This is a genomic window from Hamadaea tsunoensis DSM 44101, assembly GCF_000428945.1.
In the GTDB taxonomy this organism is placed as follows: domain Bacteria; phylum Actinomycetota; class Actinomycetes; order Mycobacteriales; family Micromonosporaceae; genus Hamadaea; species Hamadaea tsunoensis.
This window is the reverse complement of the sequence record NZ_AUAX01000001.1, coordinates 136061-158659: the sequence shown is the minus strand read 5'-3', so window position 1 is coordinate 158659 and position 22599 is coordinate 136061. Positions and strand designations below refer to the sequence as shown.

General features: G+C 70.9%; 18 protein-coding genes. 13 read left to right on the top strand and 5 right to left on the bottom strand.

Annotated elements, in window-relative coordinates:
* Positions 1–14: 14 nt before the first annotated feature.
* A complete protein-coding gene (locus G401_RS0100680; RefSeq protein WP_027340975.1) occupies positions 15–4295 on the top strand; it encodes a galactose-binding domain-containing protein in 4281 nt (1426 codons plus the stop codon).
* 90 nt (positions 4296–4385) lie between these two features.
* Here G401_RS0100680 and G401_RS0100675 read toward each other — a convergent pair whose 3' ends face one another.
* On the bottom strand, positions 4386–6299 hold the full coding sequence (locus G401_RS0100675; RefSeq protein ID WP_034590364.1) for a fibronectin type III domain-containing protein: 1914 nt from the start codon (positions 6297–6299) through the stop codon (positions 4386–4388).
* 76 nt (positions 6300–6375) lie between these two features.
* Entirely contained in the window at positions 6376–7659 is a 1284-nt protein-coding gene (locus G401_RS42585; RefSeq protein WP_051365968.1) for a serine hydrolase domain-containing protein, read from the bottom strand.
* 142 nt (positions 7660–7801) lie between these two features.
* On the opposite strand from G401_RS42585, the gene G401_RS0100665 reads away from it, so the two are divergent.
* Positions 7802–8524: a D-Ala-D-Ala carboxypeptidase family metallohydrolase gene (locus G401_RS0100665; RefSeq protein ID WP_051365967.1), complete on the top strand. Its 723-nt coding sequence runs from the start codon at positions 7802–7804 to the stop codon at positions 8522–8524.
* Between the two features lie 111 nt (positions 8525–8635).
* Here G401_RS0100665 and G401_RS0100660 read toward each other — a convergent pair whose 3' ends face one another.
* Entirely contained in the window at positions 8636–9106 is a 471-nt protein-coding gene (locus tag G401_RS0100660) for an aminoacyl-tRNA deacylase (protein ID WP_027340972.1), read from the bottom strand.
* A 957-nt stretch (positions 9107–10063) separates the two neighbouring features.
* On the opposite strand from G401_RS0100660, the gene G401_RS0100655 reads away from it, so the two are divergent.
* Both G401_RS0100655 and G401_RS0100650 read left to right on the top strand, forming a co-directional pair.
* On the top strand, positions 10064–10279 hold the full coding sequence (locus G401_RS0100655) for an SCO4848 family membrane protein (RefSeq protein ID WP_245601563.1): 216 nt from the start codon (positions 10064–10066) through the stop codon (positions 10277–10279).
* 12 nt (positions 10280–10291) lie between these two features.
* Complete coding sequence (locus G401_RS0100650) at positions 10292–12001, top strand: hypothetical protein (RefSeq protein WP_027340970.1); 1710 nt, start codon at positions 10292–10294, stop codon at positions 11999–12001.
* 3 nt (positions 12002–12004) lie between these two features.
* Here the strand turns inward: G401_RS0100650 and G401_RS0100645 are convergent, their stop codons facing one another.
* Positions 12005–12772, bottom strand: coding sequence for a class I SAM-dependent methyltransferase (locus G401_RS0100645; protein ID WP_245601562.1), 768 nt, complete (start codon positions 12770–12772; stop codon positions 12005–12007).
* Between the two features lie 60 nt (positions 12773–12832).
* Here G401_RS0100645 and G401_RS0100640 point away from each other — a divergent pair, with 60 nt between their 5' ends.
* Entirely contained in the window at positions 12833–13174 is a 342-nt protein-coding gene (locus G401_RS0100640; protein WP_034590461.1) for a tetratricopeptide repeat protein, read from the top strand.
* 132 nt (positions 13175–13306) lie between these two features.
* Here the strand turns inward: G401_RS0100640 and G401_RS0100635 are convergent, their stop codons facing one another.
* Positions 13307–14614, bottom strand: a complete 1308-nt coding sequence (locus tag G401_RS0100635) for a GAF domain-containing protein (protein ID WP_027340968.1) — start codon at positions 14612–14614, stop codon at positions 13307–13309.
* 181 nt (positions 14615–14795) lie between these two features.
* On the opposite strand from G401_RS0100635, the gene G401_RS0100630 reads away from it, so the two are divergent.
* The 8 genes from G401_RS0100630 (at position 14796) to G401_RS0100595 (ending at position 22592) form a co-directional block, all read left to right on the top strand.
* A complete protein-coding gene (locus G401_RS0100630) occupies positions 14796–15983 on the top strand; it encodes an acyl-CoA dehydrogenase family protein (RefSeq protein ID WP_245601561.1) in 1188 nt (395 codons plus the stop codon).
* A complete protein-coding gene (locus tag G401_RS0100625; RefSeq protein WP_034590362.1) occupies positions 15980–17020 on the top strand; it encodes an acyl-CoA dehydrogenase family protein in 1041 nt (346 codons plus the stop codon). Before G401_RS0100630 ends, G401_RS0100625 begins: the two co-directional genes overlap by 4 nt.
* A 153-nt stretch (positions 17021–17173) precedes the next feature.
* Positions 17174–17938 carry an ABC transporter ATP-binding protein gene (locus G401_RS0100620; protein ID WP_027340966.1) on the top strand — a complete coding sequence of 255 codons (765 nt, stop codon included), beginning with the start codon at positions 17174–17176 and terminating at the stop codon, positions 17936–17938.
* Positions 17935–18648, top strand: a complete 714-nt coding sequence (locus G401_RS0100615; protein WP_034590361.1) for an ABC transporter ATP-binding protein — start codon at positions 17935–17937, stop codon at positions 18646–18648. Before G401_RS0100620 ends, G401_RS0100615 begins: the two co-directional genes overlap by 4 nt.
* A 9-nt stretch (positions 18649–18657) precedes the next feature.
* The gene (locus G401_RS0100610) at positions 18658–19536 is read left to right on the top strand and encodes a branched-chain amino acid ABC transporter permease (RefSeq protein ID WP_027340964.1); all 879 of its coding nucleotides are present in this window, start codon (positions 18658–18660) and stop codon (positions 19534–19536) included.
* Complete coding sequence (locus G401_RS42580) at positions 19533–20576, top strand: branched-chain amino acid ABC transporter permease (protein WP_084556659.1); 1044 nt, start codon at positions 19533–19535, stop codon at positions 20574–20576. Before G401_RS0100610 ends, G401_RS42580 begins: the two co-directional genes overlap by 4 nt.
* Positions 20560–21843: an ABC transporter substrate-binding protein gene (locus tag G401_RS0100600; RefSeq protein WP_027340963.1), complete on the top strand. Its 1284-nt coding sequence runs from the start codon at positions 20560–20562 to the stop codon at positions 21841–21843. Before G401_RS42580 ends, G401_RS0100600 begins: the two co-directional genes overlap by 17 nt.
* A 128-nt stretch (positions 21844–21971) precedes the next feature.
* Positions 21972–22592, top strand: coding sequence for a TetR/AcrR family transcriptional regulator (locus G401_RS0100595; protein WP_027340962.1), 621 nt, complete (start codon positions 21972–21974; stop codon positions 22590–22592).
* Positions 22593–22599 lie beyond the last annotated feature (7 nt).

The following is a 22599-nucleotide window of genomic DNA, read 5'->3' as shown; positions in this document are numbered from 1 at the left end:
GAGAGGCACCTACTGTGAGAAGACGAACGACCAGGTCACGGCTGCTGGCGACGGTGCTCGCAGCCGCCCTGCTGATTCTCGGGACCCCGGCGCTGCCGGGCGTCGCCGCGGGCGGGCCCAACCTCGCGGCCGGCAAGGCCACCGCCGAGAGCGGCCACGCCGACGTCTACGGCTCGGGCAACATCACCGACGGCAACCAGGCGTCCTACTGGGAGAGCACGAACAACGCGTTCCCGCAGTGGGTGCAGGTCGACCTCGGCAGCACCACGAGCGTCGACCAGATCAAGATCAAGCTTCCGACGGGATGGGGTGCGCGTACGGAGACGTTGTCCGTGCAGGGCAGCACGACCGGCTCGGGCTTCTCGACCATCGTGGCGTCGGCCGGCTACACGTTCGACCCGGCGGGCGGCAACACCGTCACGGTCAACTTCACCGCGACCAGCACCCGCTACGTACGCCTGAACATCACGGCCAACACCGCGTGGCCGGCGGGGCAGATCTCGGAGCTGGAGGTCTACGGCACCTCGACGTCCACCGGGAACCTGGCCGCCGGCAAGACGATGAGCGAGAGCGGCCACAACCAGTCCTACGTGGCCTCGAACGCCAACGACGCCAACCAGGCGACCTACTGGGAGTCGGTGAACAACGCCTTCCCGCAGTGGCTGCAGGTCGACCTCGGCTCGTCCGTGAGCATCAACAAGGTCGTCGCGAAGCTGCCGACCGGCTGGGGCGCGCGTACGCAGAACATCACGATCCAGGGCAGCGCGACGGGTTCGAGCTTCACGGACATCGTGGCGGCCACCGGTTACACGTTCGACCCGGCGAGCGGCAACACGGTGACGATCAACTTCGGCGCCACGACGACCCGGTACGTGCGGCTCGTCGTCAACTCCAACAGCGGCTGGGTCGCCGGTCAGATCTCGGAGTTCGAGGTCTACGGCTCCGGCACCGGTGACACGCAGGCGCCCACCGTCCCGGGCAGCCTCGCGTACACGCAGACGACCGGCCAGATCAAGCTGACCTGGACGGCCTCGACCGACAACGTCGGCGTCACCGCGTACGACATCTACCGCAACGGTGCGATGATCACGAGCGTCCCGTCGGCCACGCTGACCTACACGGACGCGCAGCCCGACAGTGCCACCGTCAGCTACTTCGTCCGCGCCCGGGACGCCGCCGGCAACCAGTCCGGCAACAGCAACACGGTGACGCGTACCGGGCAGACCGGTGACCAGACCGCGCCGACCGCTCCGTCCAATCTCGCGTACACCACACCGGCGTCCGGCCAGATCAAGCTGACCTGGACGGCGTCGGTCGACAACGTCGGCGTGACCGGCTACGACATCTACGCCAACGGTGCCGTGCGCGCGAGCGTCAACGGCTCGACGCTGACCTACACCGACACGCAGCCCGACACCGCGACGGTGTCCTACTACGTGACGGCGAAGGACGCGGCGGCCAACGTGTCGATCGCCAGCAACACGGTCACCCGGGTCGGCAGCGGCGGCACCGGCACCAACCTCGCCGTCGGCAAGCCGGTCTCCGGCACCACCGGGGTCTTCACCTTCGTGGCCACCAACGCCAACGACAACGATGTGACGACCTACTACGAGAGCTCGGTCCTGCCGGGCAACCTCGCGGTCAACCTGGGCGCCAACGCCGACATCACGTCGATCGTGCTGAAGCTCAACCCGGACACCGCGTGGGGTACGCGTACGCAGAACATCCAGGTCCTGAGCCACAACCAGGACTCGACGACGTTCACCAACCTGGTCTCGGCCGCGAACTACACGTTCAACCCGGCCGCCGGCGCCAACACGGTCACCATCCCGGTGAGCGTACGGGCCTCCGCGGTGCAGCTGGTCTTCAACTCCAACACCGGCGCCCCCGGCGGCCAGGTCGCGGAGTTCCAGATCATGGGTACGCCGGCCCCGAACCCGGATCTCCAGGTCACCAACGTGACGTGGGCGCCGGCCAGCCCGATCGAGACCGACGCGATCACGCTGTCGACGACGGTCGCGAACACGGGCAGCGCGAACGCGGCCGCCACCAACGTCAACCTGTACCTGGGGACGACGAAGGTCGGCACCACCGCGGTACCGGCGCTGGCCGCCGGCGCCTCGACCACCGTGACGACCAACATCGGTACGCAGAACGCCGCGACCTACTCGGTGACCGCGAAGGTCGACGAGAGCAACACGGTCGTGGAGCAGAACGACGCGAACAACAGCTTCACCAAGGCGAACCTGGTGGTCGCGCCGATCCAGACCTCGGACCTGGTTCCGTCCGCGGTGAGCTGGTCGCCGGGCAACCCGTCGGCCGGCAACACGGTGACGTTCTCGGCGGCGATCCTCAACCAGGGCACGATCGCCTCGGCGGCGGGCGCCCACGGGATCACGCTGACGCTGCTGGACGCCAACGGCGCCACGGTGAAGACGCTGACCGGCTCCTACAGCGGCACCCTCGCGGCGGGCGCGTCTTCGGGCGTGATCAGCCTCGGCACGTGGACCGCGGTCAACGGCAAGTACACCGTCCGCGCGACCGTGGCGGTCGACGCCAACGAGCAGTCGGTGAAGCAGGGCAACAACACCACCAACTCGTCGTTCTTCGTGGGTCGCGGCGCCAACATGCCGTACGACATGTACGAGGCGGAGAACGGCACCGTCGGCGGCGGCGCGACCGTGATCGGCCCCAACCGGACCATCGGCGACCTCGCCGGTGAGGCGTCGGGCCGCAAGGCGGTCACCCTGAACAGCACCGGCGCGTACGTGCAGTGGACCACCCGGGCCAGCACCAACACCCTGGTGACCCGCTTCTCCATCCCGGACTCCGCGGGTGGCGGCGGCACGACGGCGACGCTCAACGTCTACGTCGACGGCACGTTCCTGCAGACGATCACGCTCAACTCGAAGTACGCGTGGCTCTACGGCGCCGAGACCGGACCGGGCAACTCGCCGGGATCGGGCCCGCGCCACATCTACGACGAGGCGAGCTTCATGCTCAACCAGACCGTGGGCGCGGGTCACACGATCAAGCTGCAGAAGGACACCGCCAACTCGTCGCAGTACGCGATCGACTACATCAACACCGAGCAGGTGAGCCCGGTCGCGAACCCCGACCCGGCGCACTACAAGGTGCCGGCCGGCTTCGCCCAGCAGGACATCCAGAACGCCATCGACACGGTCCGCATGGACACGACGGGCACCTGGACGGGCGTCTACCTGCCCGCCGGCCAGTACGCGATGACCGGCAAGCTCCAGGTCTACGGCAAGGCGACCAAGGTCGTCGGGGCGGGACCCTGGTACACGCAGCTGGTCGCGCCGTCGTCGCAGTCGGAGACCGACATCGGCTTCGACACGCAGTCCGGTTCGGACGGCTCGTCGTTCAGCAACCTGGCGATCTTCGGCAACTACACCTTCCGCCAGGACGGTCCGGGCAAGCCGTTCAACCTGACGAACCTGTCGAACATCACGGTCGACAACGTCTGGATCGAGCACACGGTCGTCGCCATCTGGGGTACGCACATCAACCACCTGACGGCCACCAACATGCGGATCCGCGACACGTTCGCCGACGGCATCAACCTGACCAACGGCAGCCAGGACAACCTGGTGTCCAACAACGACGCGCGGTCGACCGGTGACGACAGCTTCGCGCTGTTCGCCGCCACCGACCTCAACTCGTCGGACCTGAAGAACAACACGTTCCAGAACCTGTCGTCGACCACCACCTGGCGGGCCGCCGGTCTGGCCGTCTACGGCGGGTACGCGAACACGTTCAAGAACATCTACATCGCCGACACGCTCGTCTACTCGGCGATCACGATCAGCTCGCTCGACTTCGGCTACCCGTTCACCGGGTTCGGCGCCAGCCCGCCGACCGTGATCCAGAACGTGTCGCTCGTCCGCGACGGCGGCCACTTCTGGGGCGCGCAGGTCTTCCCGGCCATCTGGTGCTTCTCGGCCTCGAAGGCGTTCCAGGGGATCCGGGTGTCCGATGTGGACATCACCGACCCGACGTACGCGGGCATCATGTTCCAGACCAACTACGCCGGTGGCACGGCGCAGAACCCGGTCACGGACACGACCTTCACCAACATCACGATCAGTGGCGCGGTGAAGAGCGGCGACGCGTACGACGCCAAGTCCGGGTACGGCATCTGGGCGAACCCGTCGGCCGAGGCGGGCCAGGGCCCGGCGGTCGGATCGGCCACGTTCACCAACGTGACCTTCAGCAACAACTTCCTCAACGTCTACAACCCGACGACCACGTTCACGATCAACGGCGTGAGCTGACCGTACGCTGAGTGAAGAAAAGGCGCCGCCGGGACCCGTTCCCGGCGGCGCCTGCCCGTGTCCGGCCGGGGATCGGCCGTCGCCGGGGGATCAGCCGTTGTACGCCGCGACGATCTTCGAGAAGTCGTACGGCTGCTGGGTCACGCTGCTGCACGTGCCGTCGGCCCAGTTGTGCGGCACGCTCGGGTCGCACTGGCGGTCCCGGTTCAGTGCCCAGTACGCCATCCAGCCGAAGTGGTTCGTCTGCGCGTACGTGCGCAGGGCGGTGAAGTCCGACTGGAGGAACAGCTCGCTCGGCTGGTCCGTGTGGCCGTTCATCAGCTGCAGGCCCAGGTGCGCGTACGCGGTGGCGTCGTCGTAGCCGTAGATCGTCTTCATCTGGTTCTTGGCGGCGTCGGCCACCAGCTTCACGCTGTCGACCATGTTTCCGGCGTTCGTCAGGCCGTAGTCGAAGGCCATGATGTTGACCAGGTCGAAGGTGACCCCGGCCGCCTTGGCCGCGTTCAGCTCGTCGACCCCGCCGCCGGAGAAGCCGATCGTCGTCATCGGCAGCGTCGCGGTCACGTGCAGCTGCTTGCCCGCCGCGGCCGCGTTGTTCTGCAGGATCTTGATGGCCCCGAAGCGTACCGAGGTGTTGGCGTCGAGGTCGTCGCCCTCGTAGTCGAGGTCGATCCGGGTCAGGTTGTACTTGTTGATCACCGCCTGGTACGCGTTGGCCAATGAACTCGCGCTGCCGCACGTCGCACCGAGCTCGGTGCCGTTGTAGCCGCCGAACGAGATCGCGACGTCGCCGCCGTTGGCGCGTACCGCGTTGACGACGGCGGTCACCGTCGTGTCGGCCGAGACGGTGTGCGCGGCGTCGCCGTTCCAGGCCGGCGTGCAGCCGCCCGAGTCGAGCACGAACGCCAGGTTGAAGTACTTCGCGCCGCTCGCCGCCATCGCCGAGGCGATGTCCTGCGGGCTGTTGTCCAGCGGCATGAAGTAGATCGGCGACCGGAAACTCCCCGACGTCGTGCATCCGGTGGTCGTCCCGCTCACGGTCGCCTTCGCCGATTCACCGCTTCCGTTGTACGCCGAGACGCCGTACGTGTGCGTCGTGCAGGCCGCCAGTCCCGAGACGGTCGCCGAGGTGCCGGTGACCGTGCTGAGCAGCGTGCCGCCCTCGTACAACCGGTAGCCCGTGACGGTTCCGGTCGAGGCCGTCCACGCCAGCGCGATCGAGGTGTTGGTCGTGGCCGTGACGTGGAAGTTGGTCGGCGTACCGGGAACGCCGGTCGTGCAGCCGGTCGTCGTGATCGACACCGTGCCCGACTTCGCCGACTCACCGCTCCCGTTGTACGCGGCGACGCTGTACGTGTGCGCCGTGCAGGCGGTCAGCCCGGAGATCGTCGCCGAGGTGCCGGTGACCGTGCCGACCACCGTGGATCCTTCGTAGACCCGGTAACCGGTCACGGTCCCGCTCGACGCCGCCCAGCTGAGCGCTGCCGACGTGTTCGTGATCGTGCCCGCGACCGGGGTCCCCGGCACTCCCGGTACGCCGGTCCCGCCCGCGCCCTGCAACGAGACGTCGTCGGCGTAGTAGGTGCCCTGCGCGTACCAGCCGTGGGTGTAGATCTGCACCGAGGAGCTGGACGCGGTGAAGGTGAGACTGAGCTGCGTGAAGCTCGCCGCCGACGGCGTCCAGGTGGACGCGCCGCCGGTGACGCCGAGGTAGACGTAGTTGCCGCGGACCCAGCCGGAGAGGGTGTAGGTGCTGCCCGAGACGACCGCGACCGTCTGGGTGCACTGGGCGGTGTCGGACGCGGTCGCGGCGCCCTGCAATGCCTTCGACCCGGAGTGCACCGGGCTGGAGACCACGCTGCCCTGGCTGCACGACCAGGGGGACAGTGTGCCGGTCTCGAACCCGCCGTTGGAGAGGAGTTCCGCGGCGCTCGCGGATCCGGGCGTCAGTACGCCCAGGACCAGCAGCAGCGCGGCGGACAGTGTGAGCCACCGTCGATACATGGTCGGACGATACATTCAACAGTCTTAACAGTAAAGACTCCAAACAGTAACCGGGAAGGAGTGCAGAGGTCTCGGGTCAGGACTTGACGGCGATGACGGCTACGTCGAACTGGTGGAGGGTCAGGCCGGTCGGTACGCCGGCCGGGTCCAGCGTGAAGGTCAGGGAGATCGGCAGCGCCGGCGAGATCGCGCGCGTCTTGGACAGCGGAATGATCGGGATCGGCCGCTGGCCCTGCGCCCGGAGGGTGAAGCGGCGGCCCACGCCCGACAGGATCAGCTCGTACCCGTCCAATGTCACGTACGTCCCCGAATACAGGGCGGCGACCTGCTCCGGGTCGACGGGCGGCAGGTCCTCGACGTTCCCGGTCGGTACGAGGGCGGCGGGGTCCGGCCACGCCAGGCCCGTACGCAGTGCGGCGGTCAGCGGGTCGATCACCTCGCCGCCGTCCTCGCCGTTGGTCATCACCGCGACGGCCGGTCCGGTCCCGACGGTGGCCGACAGGTGCGCGCGGTAGCCCTCGTTGCTGCCGCCGTGGTGGAACCAGCGGCCGTTGGCCGGTCCGGCGAGCTCGACGCCGAGGCCCCAGCCGGGCAGGTGCTCGACCATCATGGCCTGGGCGAGGATGGGGTCGAGGATCGCCTGCGGTCCGGCGGTGAAGGCGTTCTGCAGGGCTGCCGCGAAGAGGACGAGGTCGGTCGGGGTGCACCAGAGCCCGGCCGCGGCCAGTTCGGGATGCAGCCGCCAGCCGCCGGGCAGCGGGTTGCCGCGCGCGTGGCCGAGGGCGGCTTCGGCGGGGTCGGGTGCGGTGAAGGTGGCGTTCACCATGCCGAGCGGAAGGAAGATGCGCTCGTTGACGAATTCCGCGTACGAGCGGGTCTGGTTGTCCTCGATGAGCCGCTGGATCACGCTGTATCCGCCGCCGGAGTAGAGCGGCGCGAGTCCGGGCAGGCCGAGGCTGCGTACGCCGGGGGCGTTGGCGGGAGCCCGGCCGGCGAGGACGTCGTCGAGACTCGGCAGGACTGTCCCCTGTGGATAGCCGGGGTAGGAGTCGGGGCCCAGCCCGCCGCCGTGGCACAGCAACTGGCGCAAGGTGATGCGGTTGGCCCAGTCGGGGTCGTCCGGGATGCGCCACGAGCCGAGCTGGTCGTTGACGCCGGTGTCGAGCTCCAGCACGTCGTTGTCGACGAGGATGAGGGCGGCCAGCGCCGCGACGGGCTTGCTGATCGAGGCCGCCTGGAACAGCGTGTCCGGCGTACAGCCGGCGGTGCCCGTGTCGGCCACGCCGTTCACGAGAGTCGCCGCCGACACGGCGGGAACGTCCGGGTGGAGGTGCTGCGCGATCGTCGGGCTCAGCGTCATGAGCCCGAGACTAGGGCCGGTTCCGGGGGTCCGAACAGGAGTGTCGGCGTACGGACTCCGTTGTGTTTCCTTTTCTTAACTTGCCAAGGTCTTGAAAATCGTTGACGGCACCGACACTCTGTAGGCCATGTTGCATCGAGCTATGCGAATTCTGCTTTCCACTGCCGTGGCGATCGCCTCGTTCACGGCCACGATCGTGCTGTCCGCCGCTCCGGCGCACGCCGACGGCTGCTACACCTGGGGCCGTACGCTGAGCCAGGGCGCCAGCGGCGCCGACGTCACCCAGCTGCAGATCCGGGTCGCGGGCTGGGCCGGGTACAACAGCATCCTCGCCACCGACGGCGCCTTCGGCCCGGCCACCGCCGCCGCCGTGAGCCGGTTCCAGGCGGCCTACGGGCTGACGGCCGACGGCATCGCCGGCCCCAACACGTTCGCCAAGCTCTACTCCCTGCAGGACGACGACTGCACACCCATCCACTTCGCGTACGCGGAACTGAACAACTGCAACTCCACGTGGGCCGGCGGCGCGGTGTCGGCGGCGACCGCGAAGGCGAACGCGCTGCAGTTGATGTGGAAGCTCGAAGCGCTCCGGCACGCGCTGGGTGACGTGCCGATCTACATCTCCAGCGCCTTCCGCAGCGCGGCCTGCAACAGTGCGGTCGGCGGCGCCTCGAACAGCCGCCACATGTACGGCGACGCGGCCGACCTCACCGGCTCGCCGTCGTTCTGCCGGATGGCGCAGGAGGCCCGCTACCACGGCTTCGGCGAGATCCTCGGCCCCGGCTACCCGGACCACTCCGACCACGCGCACGTGGCGAGCAGCCCGAGCTACCACTTCTGGAGCGCCAGCAACTGCGGCATCTGACCGTCCACAGACGAGCCGGCGGTCGTGGGACCGCCGGTTGTGCGGCCGGTGGTTGCGGGGCTGCCGGTTGCGGGCCGGCGGTGTGGGGCCGGCGGTGTGGGGCCGGTGGTCTCAGGCCGCCGGCTCCTCGTCGGTGATGTCGGCGTACAGGCCGTCGAGTTCGGCGACCGCGTCGTCGGAGTTCACCGCGACGGCCACCCCGTGCTCGCCGCCGCCCAGCGTCACGAGCCGGCCGCGCAGCCGCTCGTCGGCGATCACCGGCCACGCCTTCAGCGCGCCGAACGGCGTGATCGTCCCGCGCTCGTACCCCGTCGCGGCCTTCGCCGTCGCCGCGTCCGGCATCGACAGGCGGCTGACCGACAGCAGCGTACGCAGCTTGGGCCAGGAGATCATCCGGCCGCCGGGGACCAGCGCGAACAGGAAGTCGTCGTCGCCGCGGCGTACCACGATGGTCTTCACGACGTCCGCGACCTCGACACCCCGGGCGTCGGCCGCCTCCCGCAGGCTGCCGACCGGACCGTGCCGGATCACGCGGTGCTCCAGACCCGACTCTTCGAGCGCGGCCAGCGCGGGATTGCTCATACCATTCACCCTAACGCCATACCCAGCTTGTTCTTCGACCTATCAAAGCGCGACTCCTGAGCCGATCGCCGACATGGCACGGTGCTCTGATCCTGAAACCACTTTCAAGATCATATTTTTGTCCCGGGTTCGTCGATCTCGCTTCCAACTCGTGCCCCAAGATGCTCGACGATCTTGCGCGAATGCCCCGAATTTCGTCCGGTGTACCCGGAATGCCCGAACATTCGTGCAAGATCGTCGACCGCAGGGAAGATCGGGGCTCTGGCCGGTCCGGGCTTTGTCGCGACTGTCCGTTGTGGCCGGCTGGACGGATCGGCTGGGCGGCCGGGCGGCTGGGCGGCTGGGCGGCTGGGTGGTGATCGTTCGCGGTGGGGATGTAGTTTTCGATCCCGTCCCCTCGATCCAATGCGGCTGGGATGTAGGTAGAGGCCGACTTCTTGCATCCCCACCGCTGTAGATCTTGGGCGAGGGTGCGTTTTGACATCTCAGCCGCTGTGGATCACGTCCACGCCGTACCGCCGACAGCCAAAGCCCGGGATGCGGGAATGATCTTCCGCCGGGTGGACACGGTGCGCTGATTTCTTGATCGATTGCGGCTGAGGTGTAAATCCGGCCCGATCTGCATGATCGTTTACGCGTCAGGTGCAGCAGAAGCCGGTCAACGTGCTCCAGAACCGTAAACGATCATGCATCGGGTGGCGGTTTCCGCACCTCACCCGTCAACGATCACCCCACGGTCGACGATCTTGCGCGAATGTTCGGGCATTCCGGGTACACCGGACGAAATTCGGGGCACTCGCGCAAGATCGTCGAGCATCCCGGGTGTGAGTCGGAGCGATAGGGGCGCAACGGTCTCCCGCGCGAGGAGCGGAGGTGAGATCGACGAACCCGGGACAAATGCCGTAAATGATCTTGAAGGTCGTCATCTTTCCGGGAGCGATAGTCTGAGGTGTGCGTGTGACTAAAGGGTGGGCTGTCTTCCTCGTGCTGGTCGGCGTGTGGAACTGGGTGATCTGGCCCCGGTTCGCCGTCGCCATCTGGAAGGATCCCCGGGCGTTCACCGGGGACACCCCGACCTCGTTCCTGTGGGTGCACGCTCTGCTGATCATCGCTTCGCTGGCGATCGGGACGACCGTCGGCGTATTCGGTGTGCGGGCCTGGCGAAAGGCCTGACACACTCCGCGGGTGGGGTTCGCGTACCTTGATCCGCGGCTGGTCGCCGCCGCGCCGGCCGATCGGGGCCGACGGCATCTGATCGGCGCGATCGTCCGGGCGGTCGACCCGCGCAGCCTCGCCGTCGACGATCCGGTCATCGCCGGCTGCCTCGGCGTGGAACTGTCCCAGCTGAGCGGGGTCATCGCGAATCATGCGCGGTCCGGGCAACCGGCGCGCGGCCTGATCCGGTCGATCGCCGTCCGGGCTGATCTCCTCGCGTCGGAGGCGCATCGCGTACTCCCGGAGGATGCCTGGCTGGGCGAGGTGCGCAAGGCGCTGCACGGGGTGGTGCACGCGGAGGCCGCGCCGGATCTCGGGGGCCTGCGCGACGGCTTGCGGGCGGCGGTACGCGCGCAGTTCGCCGCGGGCTGGGACGGCCCGGCGCGGACGGCGGCCGAGTGCGCGCGGCTGGAGTTCATCGCGGCGCAGGTCGGCGGGCAGCTGGTGGCGGTCGGGCGGGACCCGCAGGACCTGGTGGCCGACGTGAGCGCGGCGCTGCGGCGGACCACCGAGGCCGGGGCGGTGTTCGACGCGTTGTGGCCCGAGGCGCGCGAGTTCCACGTGGCGTGCGTGGTCGAAGGTGCGAACGTGCTGGCCGGGATCGAGTCCCTGCACCCGGGGGCCACCTGCGTGCGGGTCGGCCCGGCCGCGGCCATGCCGTACGCGACCGCGGGTACGCAGCCGGCCGGATGGGGACCGGCGACGGCGGCGCTGCGGCGGTTCGCGGCCGGCGCGCGGCAGGGGCGGCCCGCGTGCCTGGTCCTGCTGCGGGTCGAGGCGCTCGACCGGGGCACGGCCGGCGTACGCGGGCGGCGGACGGTCACCGAGATCCTCGATCAGTACCTGGCCGGCGACCGGCTGGGCGACCTGCGCCTCGGACCGCGTACGCTCACCGCCGCCGTCGGGGACCGCCGCACGACCCGGTCCGACACGGTCGGCAGCAGTACGCACACCGCGTACCCGCTGGTGCGGCAGTGGCCGGCGGGACTGCGGCCGGCGATGCGGATGGCGCATCTGGCGCGTACCACCGAGACGCCGCTGACCCGGGCGGCGCTGACCTGGGTCGGGCTGGAGGCGGCCGGGTTCGGGCCGCGGTCCGCCCCGGACCTGGCCGCGTCGCTGAGTCTGCAGCTGTTGCGGCAGGCGATCGTGGCGGCGTACCTGCACTACGACCGGACGCTGCGGGTGGCGCGCCCGGGAACGGTGCCCGTCCTGCCCAGGCCGGACGGCCGGCACCTGCCCGATCTCGACGGGTGGCTGGCGCTGCTGCGGCCGCCCCGGACCGACGAGCCGGCTGCGATCGTCGCCGCCCGGGCCGCCGTGGCCGAGCTGGACCTGGGCGAACTGGAGGTGTGGCGGCTGCGGCTGCGCACGCCCAACACGGTCGCGCGCTGGCTCGTCCGGACCGCCGCCGCCGTCAAGTCCACACTGGACTCCCTGTACGCCCTGCGCAACATCGCCCTGCACGACGGTGCGTTCACCAACCCCGGTGACGTGGCGCTCGCCCGGGCGGGAGTGCTGCTGCTGGACCTGACGCTGGAGTTCCTCGGTACCTGGCCGTCGACGCCGCCGGCGGAGGTGGTGGCGGAACTCGCCGGCCGGCAGGCCGCCCTGGTGACCCTGCTGAAGTCGACCCACGACCCGTACGCGTTCGCCGTCGGCCGCCTCACCAGCCCATAAGTTCTAAGAACGGCGACCGGTCGCGGAGATCAGCGGCGCGGGCGCCAGATCCAGCCGCCCATTGTCCACATTGGTCAGATGTTCGGCGATCTCGTCCTCGGTGGCGAGGCCGGCGTCCACCAGCTGTCCCCGCAACTGCTCCACCGTCGCCCGCTCCAGGACGGCGTTGGCCGGGGCGGTGAGCGGGAACCAGGCCTCGGCGCGTACCTGGGTGAGGCCGGCGTCGCGCAGCAGCCGGGGCAGCTTGCGGCCGTAGTCCAGCTCCGCTCCGCGCCGGGCGAGCAGCGTACGGAAGCCGCGCCGGATGCGGTTCGCCAGTTCCTGCGCCGGGCCGGCCTCGTCGGGGCAGCTCAGCGGCTGCAGAGCGGGATCCGCGTCCTCGACGACCAGCCAGCCGCCCGGTCGCAGGGCGTCGACCAGGGACGCCAGCGCCGCCGCGCGCTCGGGGACGTGCACGAGCACCAGGCGGGCGTGGATCAGGTCGAAATCCCCGCCCGGCGGCGGATCGGCGGCCACGTCGTGCCGGCGTACCTCGAAGGGCTGGTCGCCGCCGAGCCAGGTCGTGTCGATGTCGGTGGCCAGCACGTACGCGCACCGGGCGGCCAGCCAGCCCGCGACGGCCGGCGAACCCGCACCCACCTCCCAGCAGCGCCAGTCCGGGGCGATCCCGGTCGCCGCGAGGTGGCGGAAGGTGGTGGCGTCGAACAGCTCGGAGATCGCCGCGAACCGGCGGCCGGCCTCCGTGCGCCGGTTGTCCAGCAGGTAGCTCACGGTCCCATTGTCGTCCAGCTCACGGGGAATGCAGGGCCGGCCGGGGGCGTTGCGCGGAGCGTGGAAGAGAAGCTGTGGCCCGAACTGGACCTGGCCGAGCGCTACCAGCGCGCTCAGCTGTTCTTCGACGCGCAGGACTACCGGACCGCCGAGATCCTGCTCGCCGAGGTGGTGGCGGCCGAGCCCACGCATCAGGCGTCGCGCCTGCTGCTGGCCCGGACGTACTACCACACCGCGCAGCTGCGCAAGGCCGAAGAGCATCTGCGAGTGATCATCGAACGGGAGCCCACCGAGGCGTACGCCCATCTCGTGCTGGGCCGGACCCTGCAGCGGGCCGGCCGGCGGGCGGAGGCCGTGCCGCATCTGCGGATGGCGGCCGTGATGATGGGCACCGACGAGTAGGCGGTCGGCTCGCCGGGCGGAGACGGTGCGAGTCCCGCCCGGCGAGTGCCCGGGGCGCTGTGGAGGTGCGCCGAGCCGATTCCACTGCCTCAGCGGAGGAGAGGCCGCGCAGCAGAGGAGCCGATCGTTACATTAGGTACGCCGACGTTGCATGAAGGTTGCAACCGACTGGGTCGCCGGTGCGGGCGGCAGGCCGTATTCGGCGCGCAGCCGGGCGACCTTGACGGCGGCGATCACCGAGCGCGGTGACAGGGCCAGCAGGTGCTCCCAGATCTCCAGGTCGTCGCGGCCGGCTCCGGTCGCCCAGGCCTCGACGACCTCGGGCGCGCGGTGGGCGAGCACCGCCGTACGCATCCGGCAGGCGAGCGAGTCGCGCAGGTCGATGACCGCCTGGGCCTCCGAGCGCGGCAGCAGCGGGCCCGCGTACGCCTCGACGGCCGCGCGTACGTCGCCGGCGTCGAGGGCCTGGGCGACGCCCGCGTAGTCCGCCTCGATCTCCTGCGTGAGCTGGTAGGGCCGGGACCGGACGAGGTCGCCGACGACCCGCCGGAGCCGGTTCAGCTCGACGCGCAGCGTGATCGGGTTCGCGCTCTCGTCGTAGAGCGCCTCGGCCAGCTGCTCGCCCGTGAGCCCTTTCGGGTTTTCGCGCAGCAGCAGGAGCAGTTCGGTGTGGCGCAGGCTCAGCCGGATCTCCCGGCCGTCGCGGTGCAGCACTCCCTCGGGCCGGTGCAGGACGTCGAGGCGTACGGGTTCGCGCAGCGCCGGCCGCCACAGCCCGGCCTGGTAGCGGAAGGCGAGCTGGGCCTCGGCGGCGAGCGCGGCCGCCTTCATGAGCGCGAGGCTGTGCGGGTGCGCGACGACGTCGTGGCCGGTGACGTCGACGACCCCGAGCAGCGCGCCCGTCGACGGGTCGTGGATCGGCGCCGCGGCACAGGTCCACGACTGCGCCTGGTACGCGAAGTGCTCCGTGGCGAAGATCTGCACGGCCTCGTCGAGCGCGAGCGCGGTGCCGGGGGCGTTGGTGCCGGCGTGCTCCTCGTCCCAGAGCGCGCCTTCGACGAAGTTCATCCGTTCGGCGGTCGCCCGGGCGCTGGACTGCCCCTCGACCCACAGCAGCTGGCCGTGCGCGTCGGCGACGACCATGAGGTGGCGTCCGTCGTCGGTCACGCTGCCGATCACCTGCCGCAGCACGGACAGGGTCTGGGCGAGCGGGTGCGCCGCCCGGTACGCGTCGAGGGCCTCGTCGGTCAGCGTGATCGGCGGTACGCGGCCGGGGTCGACGCCCGCCCGGAACGAGCGCTGCCAGGACTGGGCGACGACGGGGCGGATGTCCAGGGCGCCGCCGTCGACGCCCGCGAGGAAAGCCTCGTGGGCGTGGGCTATCTCCCGCGACCGGGATCGCGGGTCGGCACCGGCGTCGGCCAGGTACGCGGGCTGCATGCCACCGCCCTCACATCGCTGGGGACGATCCTGCTGGGGACGATACTGACGCCGCTCGGGAGCGTCCGCGACGTCATGCTGGGTCAACGGCCACCCTTGCGGGAAGGGTACGCCCGCTCGACAGCTCCCGGCGGCCCTCTTTATATTTGCACCAACAGTGCATCTATATGGGGAGCGCCGCGTGACCGATCAGCCGATGACCTCCGAGCGACTGTCCGCCCTCGTCCGAGACTTTCTCGCCACCCACGACCCCGGTGACCGGAAAGGTTTCCTACGGGCCCGGTTCGACGCCGGCCTCGCCTGGGTCCACTACCCGTTCGGGCTCGGCGGTCTGGGTGTCTCCCGGGCCTGGCAGGCCGAGGTGGACGGGCTGTTCGCGGCGGCCGGCGTACCGGACAACGAACCGCGGCGCGCCGCCGTCGGGCTGGGCATGGCGGCGCCGACCCTGCTCCGGCACGGCACCGACGAGCAGCGGCGGCGGTACCTGCGTCCGCTGTGGACCGGCGAGGAGGTGTGGTGCCAGCTGTTCAGCGAGCCCGGCGCCGGCTCCGACCTGGCCGGCCTCGCCACCAAAGCGGTACGCGACGGCGACGGGTGGATCGTGGACGGGCAGAAGGTGTGGACCTCGCAGGCCCACTACGCCCGCTGGGCGATCCTGCTCGCCCGGACGGATCCGGCCGCGCCGAAGCACGCCGGGCTCACGTACTTCATCTGCGATATGCGCGCACCGGGAGTGCAGGTTCGGCCGTTGCGGCAGCTGACCGGCGAGGCGGAGTTCAACGAAGTGTTCCTGAGCGGCGTACGCCTGGACGACTCCCTCCGGCTCGGCCAGGTGGGCGAGGGCTGGGCGGTCGCGCGGACGACGCTGATGCACGAGCGCGTCACGATCGGCGGACAGGCCGTCCCCCGCGAGGGCGGCGTGATCGGTGCGGTCGCCCGAACCTGGCGGGAGCGCCCCGAACTGCGTACGCCGGGCCTGCACGACGCGCTGCTGCGCTCCTGGGTCGCGGCCGAGGCGGTCCGGCTGACCGGCGAGCGGCTGCGCGAGCAGCTCGCCGCGGGCGACCCCGGTCCCGAGGGCTCCGCGGTCAAGCTCGCCTTCGCCGGCCTCCTCCAGGAGATCACCGGTCTCGAACTCGACCTGCTCGCCGGCGACGGCCTGCGCCACGACGACTGGTCGCCGCGCCGGCCCGCGGGCGTCGACCTGCTCGACCGCTCGCCCACCCACCGCTACCTGCGAGCCAAGGGCACGTCGATCGAAGGCGGCACGTCCGAGATCCTCCGCTCCATCATCGCCGAGCGCGTCCTGCGACTTCCCGGGGAACCGCGCGCCGACGTCGCCGTCGCCTGGAAGGACCTGCCGCGATGACCCTCCTCTATTCGTCATGGGAAGAAGACCTCCGGGTCGCTCTCCGCGCCCTGCTCGCGGCTCGTCTCCCCGTTTCACAGACTCTCGTGTACGCCGAAACAGCCGCTCCGCCCCCGGCGGAACTCTGGTCCGGGCTGGTCGACATGGGACTGACCGGGCTGGCGATCCCGGAACGGCTGGGCGGGACGGACGCGGGGTGGCCGACGGTGGCCGTGGCGTTGGAAGAGTTGGGCCGGGCGGTGGCCCCCGTGCCGTATCTCGGCACGATTCTTGCCACGGCCGCCCTCCTGGAGTGTGCCGATCCCCGTGCCGAAGAGTTGCTCCGGGAGATCGCCTCCGGCGGGATCCGGGTCGCTCTGGCGGTGCCCTTCGGCACCGGACCGGCGGCTGATCCGGCTCTGCCGGCCGACGGCGGCCACGTCCGGGGTGTGGCCGACGCACTCGATGCCGATGTGTTCCTCGTTCCCGCCGAGGGCGGCCTGTACGCGGTCGGGGCCGCTTCCGTCGTGCGTACACCGGTGGTGGCTCTGGATCAGACGCGGCCGCTGGTGGACCTGGAGGTGCCCGCGGTGAGCGGGACGCCGCTGGCCGGCGGTTCGAGGGCCGCCCGCGTGGCGCTGGACCGGTGCGCGGCGCTGCTCGCGTCGGAGCAGCTGGGCGTGGCCGAGTGGTGCCTCGCGACGACTGTCGAATATGTACGGACGCGGTACCAGTTCGCCCGGCCGGTCGGTTCGTTCCAGGCGGTCAAGCACCGGCTCGCCGACGTGTGGGTGTCGGTGGCGCAGGCGCGGGCCGTGGCCAGGTACGCGGCGGGTACCGACGATCCCGTGGCGGCCCCGCTGGCGCAGGCGCACTGCGGTCCGGTGGCGGTCGCGGCGGCCGAGGCGTGCGTGCAGCTGCACGGCGGGATCGGCTTCACCTGGGAGCACCCGGCGCACCTGTATCTCAAGCGCGCCAAGGCTTCCGCGCTCGCGTTCGGGACGGCCGACCGGCACCGGGCCCGGCTGGCGGAACTGGTGGACCTGCCCGCCGCCTGACACTGAGCATGCAAAAACGATCACCATCGAAAAGCCGCTGAACTGGTACCCGTTGCCTTCGTGTCACAGAGTGGCAACGAGTCATTGACGTTCAGCGGCTTAAAAGTACACTCCGAGTGTAATTAGTGACCGAGGTGCGGACCGGAGGTGCATGTGGACGCGGGCCTGACCCTCGACGGCGTCGGCGTACGCTTCGGCGGCCTGGTCGCCCTCGACGACGTGTCGCTGCGGGTGCCGCCCGGGCGGATCGTGGGCGTCATCGGGCCCAACGGGGCCGGCAAGACCACCTTGTTCAACGTGGTCTGCGGGTTCGTCCGGCCGGCCGCCGGCAGCCTGGCCTTCGACGGGAAACCGATGCGGCCCAAGGCTCACCGGCTGCATGAGCGGGGGATCGCACGGACGCTGCAGGGCGTCGGGCTGTTCGGCGGCCTCACCGCCCTGGAGAACGTGATGACCGGCGGGCGGCCCCGGGCGGGGTTCGTCTCGGCGCTGCTCGGCGCGCCCCGATCGGACTCCGACGAGCGGCGGCTGCGGAACGAGGCGTACGCGTTGCTGGCGGAGGTCGGCGCGGCCGACTACGCGCACGCGCTGCCCGCCACCCTCCCGTACGCGATCGGCAAGAAGGTCGCGCTCGCCCGGGCGCTCGCGGCCCGGCCCCGGCTGCTGCTGCTCGACGAGCCGGCCGGCGGCCTGGGCGCGGACGACATCGCCGAGCTGGCCGGGCACGTGCGCGGACTGTCCGGGCGGGACGGCCGGCCGTGCGGCGTCCTGCTCGTCGAGCACCACATGGACTTCGTGATGGACGTCTGCGACGAGGTGGTCGCCCTCGACTTCGGCCGGGTCATCGCGACCGGCGCGCCCGCCGAGGTCCGCGCCGACCCGGCTGTCGCCGAGGCGTACCTGGGGGTGGAGCCGTGAGCCTGCTGCGCGTACAGGGTCTGACGGCGGGCTACGGCGGCGCACCGGTTCTATCCGATGTGGACTTCGAGGTCCGGGCGGGCACCGTCCTCGCGGTCCTCGGCGCCAACGGGGCCGGCAAGACGACCCTGCTGCGGTCCGTGTCCGGCCTGCTGAAGCCGACCGCCGGCACGGTCTCGTTCGACGGCTGCGACCTGCGCGGCGTACGCGTGGAACACCTGGTCCGGCGCGGCCTCGCGCACGTGCCGGAGGGCCGGGGGATCGTCGCCGAGCTGACCGTCGCGGAGAACCTGCGGCTCGGCGGGCTGTGGCGGGCCGACCGCGACGCCGTGCGGGCCGACCTCGACGAGGTGTACGGGCTGTTCCCGGCGCTCGCCGCCCGCCGCGGGCACGCCGGGCACCAGCTGTCCGGCGGGGAGCGGCAGATGCTCGCGCTCGGCCGGGCGCTCATGGCCCGGCCCCGGCTGCTGCTGGTCGACGAGCCCTCACTCGGCCTCGCCCCGAAGGCGGTCGCGCAGGTCATGGCCATACTGCGGCACCTGCGCGACACGACCGGCCTGGCCGTCCTGCTGGTCGAGCAGAACGTCCGCAGCGCGCTGGCCGTCGCCGACGAGGCGGTGGTGCTCGCCCTCGGCCGGATCGCGGCCGCCGGGCCGGCCGCCGCGTTGCGCGACGACACCGCGCTGCGGCACGCGTACCTGGGATTCTAGGGAGGACCTGTGGAACGCTGGCTGTTCCTCACGACCGACGGCCTGTCCAAAGGCGCCGTGTACGCGGCCTTCGCGCTGGCGATCGTCCTCATCTGGCGGGCGACCCGGATCGTGAACTTCGCGCAGGGCGCCATGGCCGTCGCGGCCGTGTACGTCGCGTACTCGGTGACGGCGGCGACCGGGTCCTACTGGCTCGGGTTCGCGGCGGCCGTCCTAAGTGGACTCGTTCTCGGGGCGGTCGTCGAGCGGGTCGTCATGCGGTTCGTCGAGCACGCGCCGCCGCTCAACGCGGTCATCGTCGCGCTCGGGCTCGTGCTGCTGGTGCAGGCCGTGCTCGGGAGCATCTACGGCAACGAGTACCGGCCGGTCGGCACGCCCGTCAGCCGGACCGGGCTGTCCGTCGGCGGGGTGTCCCTGCTGTCCGCGTACGACCTGCTGGTCTTCGGGGCGGTCGGGCTGGTCGTCGCCGGGCTGGCGCTGCTGTTCACGCGTACGCCGGTGGGCCTGCGGATGCGTGCCTCGGCGTTCGCGCCGGAGGTGTCCCGGCTGCTCGGGGTGAACGTGGCCGGGATGCTGACGCTGGGCTGGGCGCTCGCGTCGGCGGTCGGCGCCCTCGCCGGGCTGCTGGTGATCCCGACCGAGCTGGGGCTGCACCCGAACGCGATGGACCTGGTGTTCGTCTCCTCCTTCACGGCGGCGGTGGTCGGCGGGCTGGACAGCCCGGTCGGCGCGGTCGTCGGCGGGCTGGCGGTCGGCCTGGTCCTGTCCTATGTGGCCGGTTACCTGTCGGCCGACGTGACGCCGCTCGCGGCGCTCGTCCTGCTCCTGGCCGTCCTCCTGGTACGCCCCGGCGGCCTGTTCGCCACGACCGCGACGAGGCGGGTATGAGGGTCCTTCCGGGGAACACGTTGCTGCGGCACCTGCTGATCGCCGCGGCCGGCGGCGCCGCCCTGTGGGCGCTGACCTACCAGCTGGAGCTGTACCGCGACTACCAGCTCGCGACGGCTGCGGCGTACCTGTGCGCCACGGCGGGGCTGACCGTCCTCACCGGACTCAACGGGCAGCTGTCGCTGGGGCACGGCGCGCTCATGGCCGTCGGCGCGTACACGGTGGCGCTGAGCCAGGACAAGTGGGGGATCCTGAGCCTGTCGCTGGCGCTCGGGGTGCTCGCCGCGCTCGCCGCCGGACTGGTGATCGGGCTGGCCGCCGCCCGGCTGCGCGGCCCTTATCTGGCCGGCGTGACCCTCGCCGTCGCCGTGGCCGTCCCGGCGGTCACCACGACCTGGAGCTCCGTCTTCAACAGCGACCAGGGCCTGCCGGTCGCGCTCGATCCGCCGCCCGGCACCCTCGCCCTCGAACAGTGGCAGGCGTGGCTGGCGGTGGGCTGCGCGCTGGGCGTACTGGTCCTGCTGGCGAACCTGACCCGAAGCCGGTTCGGCCGAGACTTCCGCGCCGTACGCGACGACGAGACGGCCGCCCGGCTCGCCGGCATCGACGTGGCCCGCACGCAGGTGCTCGCCTTCGTCGTCAGCGCGGCCGGTGCGGGGCTGGGCGGCGGGCTGCTGGCCGTGCTGACCCAGAGCGTGTCCCCGGGCGCGTACGCGCTGAGCCTGTCGCTCTATCTGCTCATGGCGGTGGTGGTCGGCGGGCTCGGCAGCCTGGCCGGGGCCGTGTGGGGCGCGCTGCTGCTGGTGTTCCTGCCCGACCTCACCCATCAGCTGACGGTCGGCCTCGCGTTGTCGCCCGGCGCGGCCCAGCGCGTCGAGGGCAACCTGCCGCTGGCCGTCTTCGGCCTGACCCTCGTCATCGTCATGATCGCCGCCCCCGGCGGACTGCAAGGCCTGCTCCGCAAGCTCGTTCCCTTCCGCACGATCACACCCCTCCCGAAGAGCGAAGAAAGGCCGGTGTCCGATGCGCAGCGCACGTAGCGGTCTCGCGATCGCCCTGTGCACCACCCTGCTCGCCGCCGTCACGGCGGGCTGCTCCGGCGACGGCGGAGGCGGCGGCTCGAAGGCCCCCGTCCCCGGCGTCACCGACTCCGAGATCGTCATCGGTACGCACATGCCGATGACCGGTCCGGCGTCGGCCGGATACTCGAAGATCGCGCCCGCGTCGAAGGCGTACTTCGACTACGTCAACGCGAACGGCGGCGTCTACGGCCGCAAGATCACATACAAGATCATGGACGACGCGTACAACCCGGCCAACACCCAGAACGTCGTACGCCAGCTGGTGTTGCAGGACAAGGTGTTCGCCGTCCTCAACGGCCTCGGTACGCCGACCCACACCGGCGTGCTGGACTTCCTGAAGACCAACAAGGTGCCGGACCTGTTCGTGGCGTCCGGCAGCCTGAGCTGGAACCAGCCGGACAAGTACCCGGACACCTTCGGCTTCCAGCCGGACTACACGGTCGAGGGCAAGATCCTCGCCAACTACGTCAAGGCGAACATGGCCGGGCAGAAGGTCTGCTTCCTCGGCCAGAACGACGACTTCGGCCGGGACAGCCTGGCCGGCGTGGAGAAGATCCTCGGTGCCGGCGGCCTGGCGGCCAAGGACACCTACGTGGTGACGAACGCGAACGTCGGCCCGCAGATCGGCAAGTTCGCGGCGGCCCAGTGCCAGGTGGTCATCCTGGCGACCGTGCCCGGGTTCACCGCGCTGTCGATCGGCACCGCGGCGCGGCTGAACTTCAAGCCGCAGTTCGTGGTCTCCAACGTCGGCGGCGACTACAGCACCGTGGCCGGCCTGCTCGGCGCGGGCAAACCCCTGCTCGAAGGCACGATCGGGGCCAACTACCTGCCGTCCGTGGCCAACGCCGCCGACCCGTGGACCACGCTGTTCACCAAGGTCGACAAGGACTACAACGGCAACGCGCCCATGGACGGCAACGTCGTGTACGGCATGTCGGTCGCGTACCTGTTCGTGCAGGCGCTGCTGGCCGCGGGCAAGGATCTCACGCGAGAGGGCCTCATCGCGGCCGTGGAGAAGGGCGGCTTCACCGGGCCGGGCCTGGCGCCGTTCCGGTTCTCGAAGGCCGACCACTCCGGGTACGGCGGGCTGCGGATGGTCAAGACGACCGGGGGAGTGCAGGACTACTTCGGCCCGACCTACCAGACCGACGACGGCGACGGCGCGGTGACGGAGTACTCCGGCGCGGCGGGCACTCCGCCGGCGAACGGCATCCCCTCGGCCTGACCCCTCATACCGGGCGTGCCGCCGGACTGCCCTGGACCCACCCGGCGGTACGCCCATCCCTTCTCTCCAGCCGGGTCCGCCCTTTTCTCCAGCCGGGTCCGCCCAGCGGGCCCGGCTAGACTCGCGAGATGACCGGCGTCGAGATGCCCACACGGATCGACGGGCGTACCGCCCGTGCCGAACGGACCCGCGCGGCGATCGTCGAGGCGCACCTCGCCCTCGTCGGCGCGGGGGACCTGCGCCCGACCGGCGAGCGGATCGCCGAGCGGGCGGGCATCTCGCTGCGCGCCCTGTGGACCAACTTCAAGGACATGGAAGCCCTGTTCGCCGCCTCCGGTGAACGGCTGGCGACCCAGGTCGCGGCCGCGTACCGGCCGGTGGCGGCGGACCTGCCGCTGCCGAAGCGGGTGGCCGGCTTCTGCGACCAGCGGGCCCGCCTGCTCGAACTGATCGCCCCCTGCGCCCGCGCCGCCCAGCTGCGCGAGCCCTTCTCCGAGCAGCTGCGGGCGAACCGCGCACAGGCCATCGGGCTCGTCCGCGAGGAGATCTCCGTGCTGTTCGCCGGCGAACTCGACCTGGCCGGGTCCGGCCGCGGCGGGCTGCTCGACGCGCTGCTGGCCGCGAGCACCTGGGCGAACTGGGCGATGCTGCGCGACGAGCTGGCGCTGGCCGTCGACGCGGCCCGGGACGTGATGGCGCGTACGGTCACGGCCCTGCTCCTGGCGACCATCGCCGACAGCCTCCGCTGACGCGGGG

Coding starts and splice junctions, on each gene's coding strand:
- G401_RS0100595 (WP_027340962.1), top strand. CDS start 21,972: ATGACCGGCGTCGAGATGCCCACACGGATCGACGGGCGTACCGCCCGT.
- G401_RS0100635 (WP_027340968.1), bottom strand. CDS start 14,614: ATGCAGCCCGCGTACCTGGCCGACGCCGGTGCCGACCCGCGATCCCGG.
- G401_RS0100660 (WP_027340972.1), bottom strand. CDS start 9,106: ATGAGCAATCCCGCGCTGGCCGCGCTCGAAGAGTCGGGTCTGGAGCAC.
- G401_RS0100625 (WP_034590362.1), top strand. CDS start 15,980: ATGACCCTCCTCTATTCGTCATGGGAAGAAGACCTCCGGGTCGCTCTC.
- G401_RS42580 (WP_084556659.1), top strand. CDS start 19,533: ATGAGGGTCCTTCCGGGGAACACGTTGCTGCGGCACCTGCTGATCGCC.
- G401_RS0100600 (WP_027340963.1), top strand. CDS start 20,560: ATGCGCAGCGCACGTAGCGGTCTCGCGATCGCCCTGTGCACCACCCTG.
- G401_RS0100665 (WP_051365967.1), top strand. CDS start 7,802: ATGCGAATTCTGCTTTCCACTGCCGTGGCGATCGCCTCGTTCACGGCC.
- G401_RS42585 (WP_051365968.1), bottom strand. CDS start 7,659: ATGACGCTGAGCCCGACGATCGCGCAGCACCTCCACCCGGACGTTCCC.
- G401_RS0100675 (WP_034590364.1), bottom strand. CDS start 6,299: ATGTATCGACGGTGGCTCACACTGTCCGCCGCGCTGCTGCTGGTCCTG.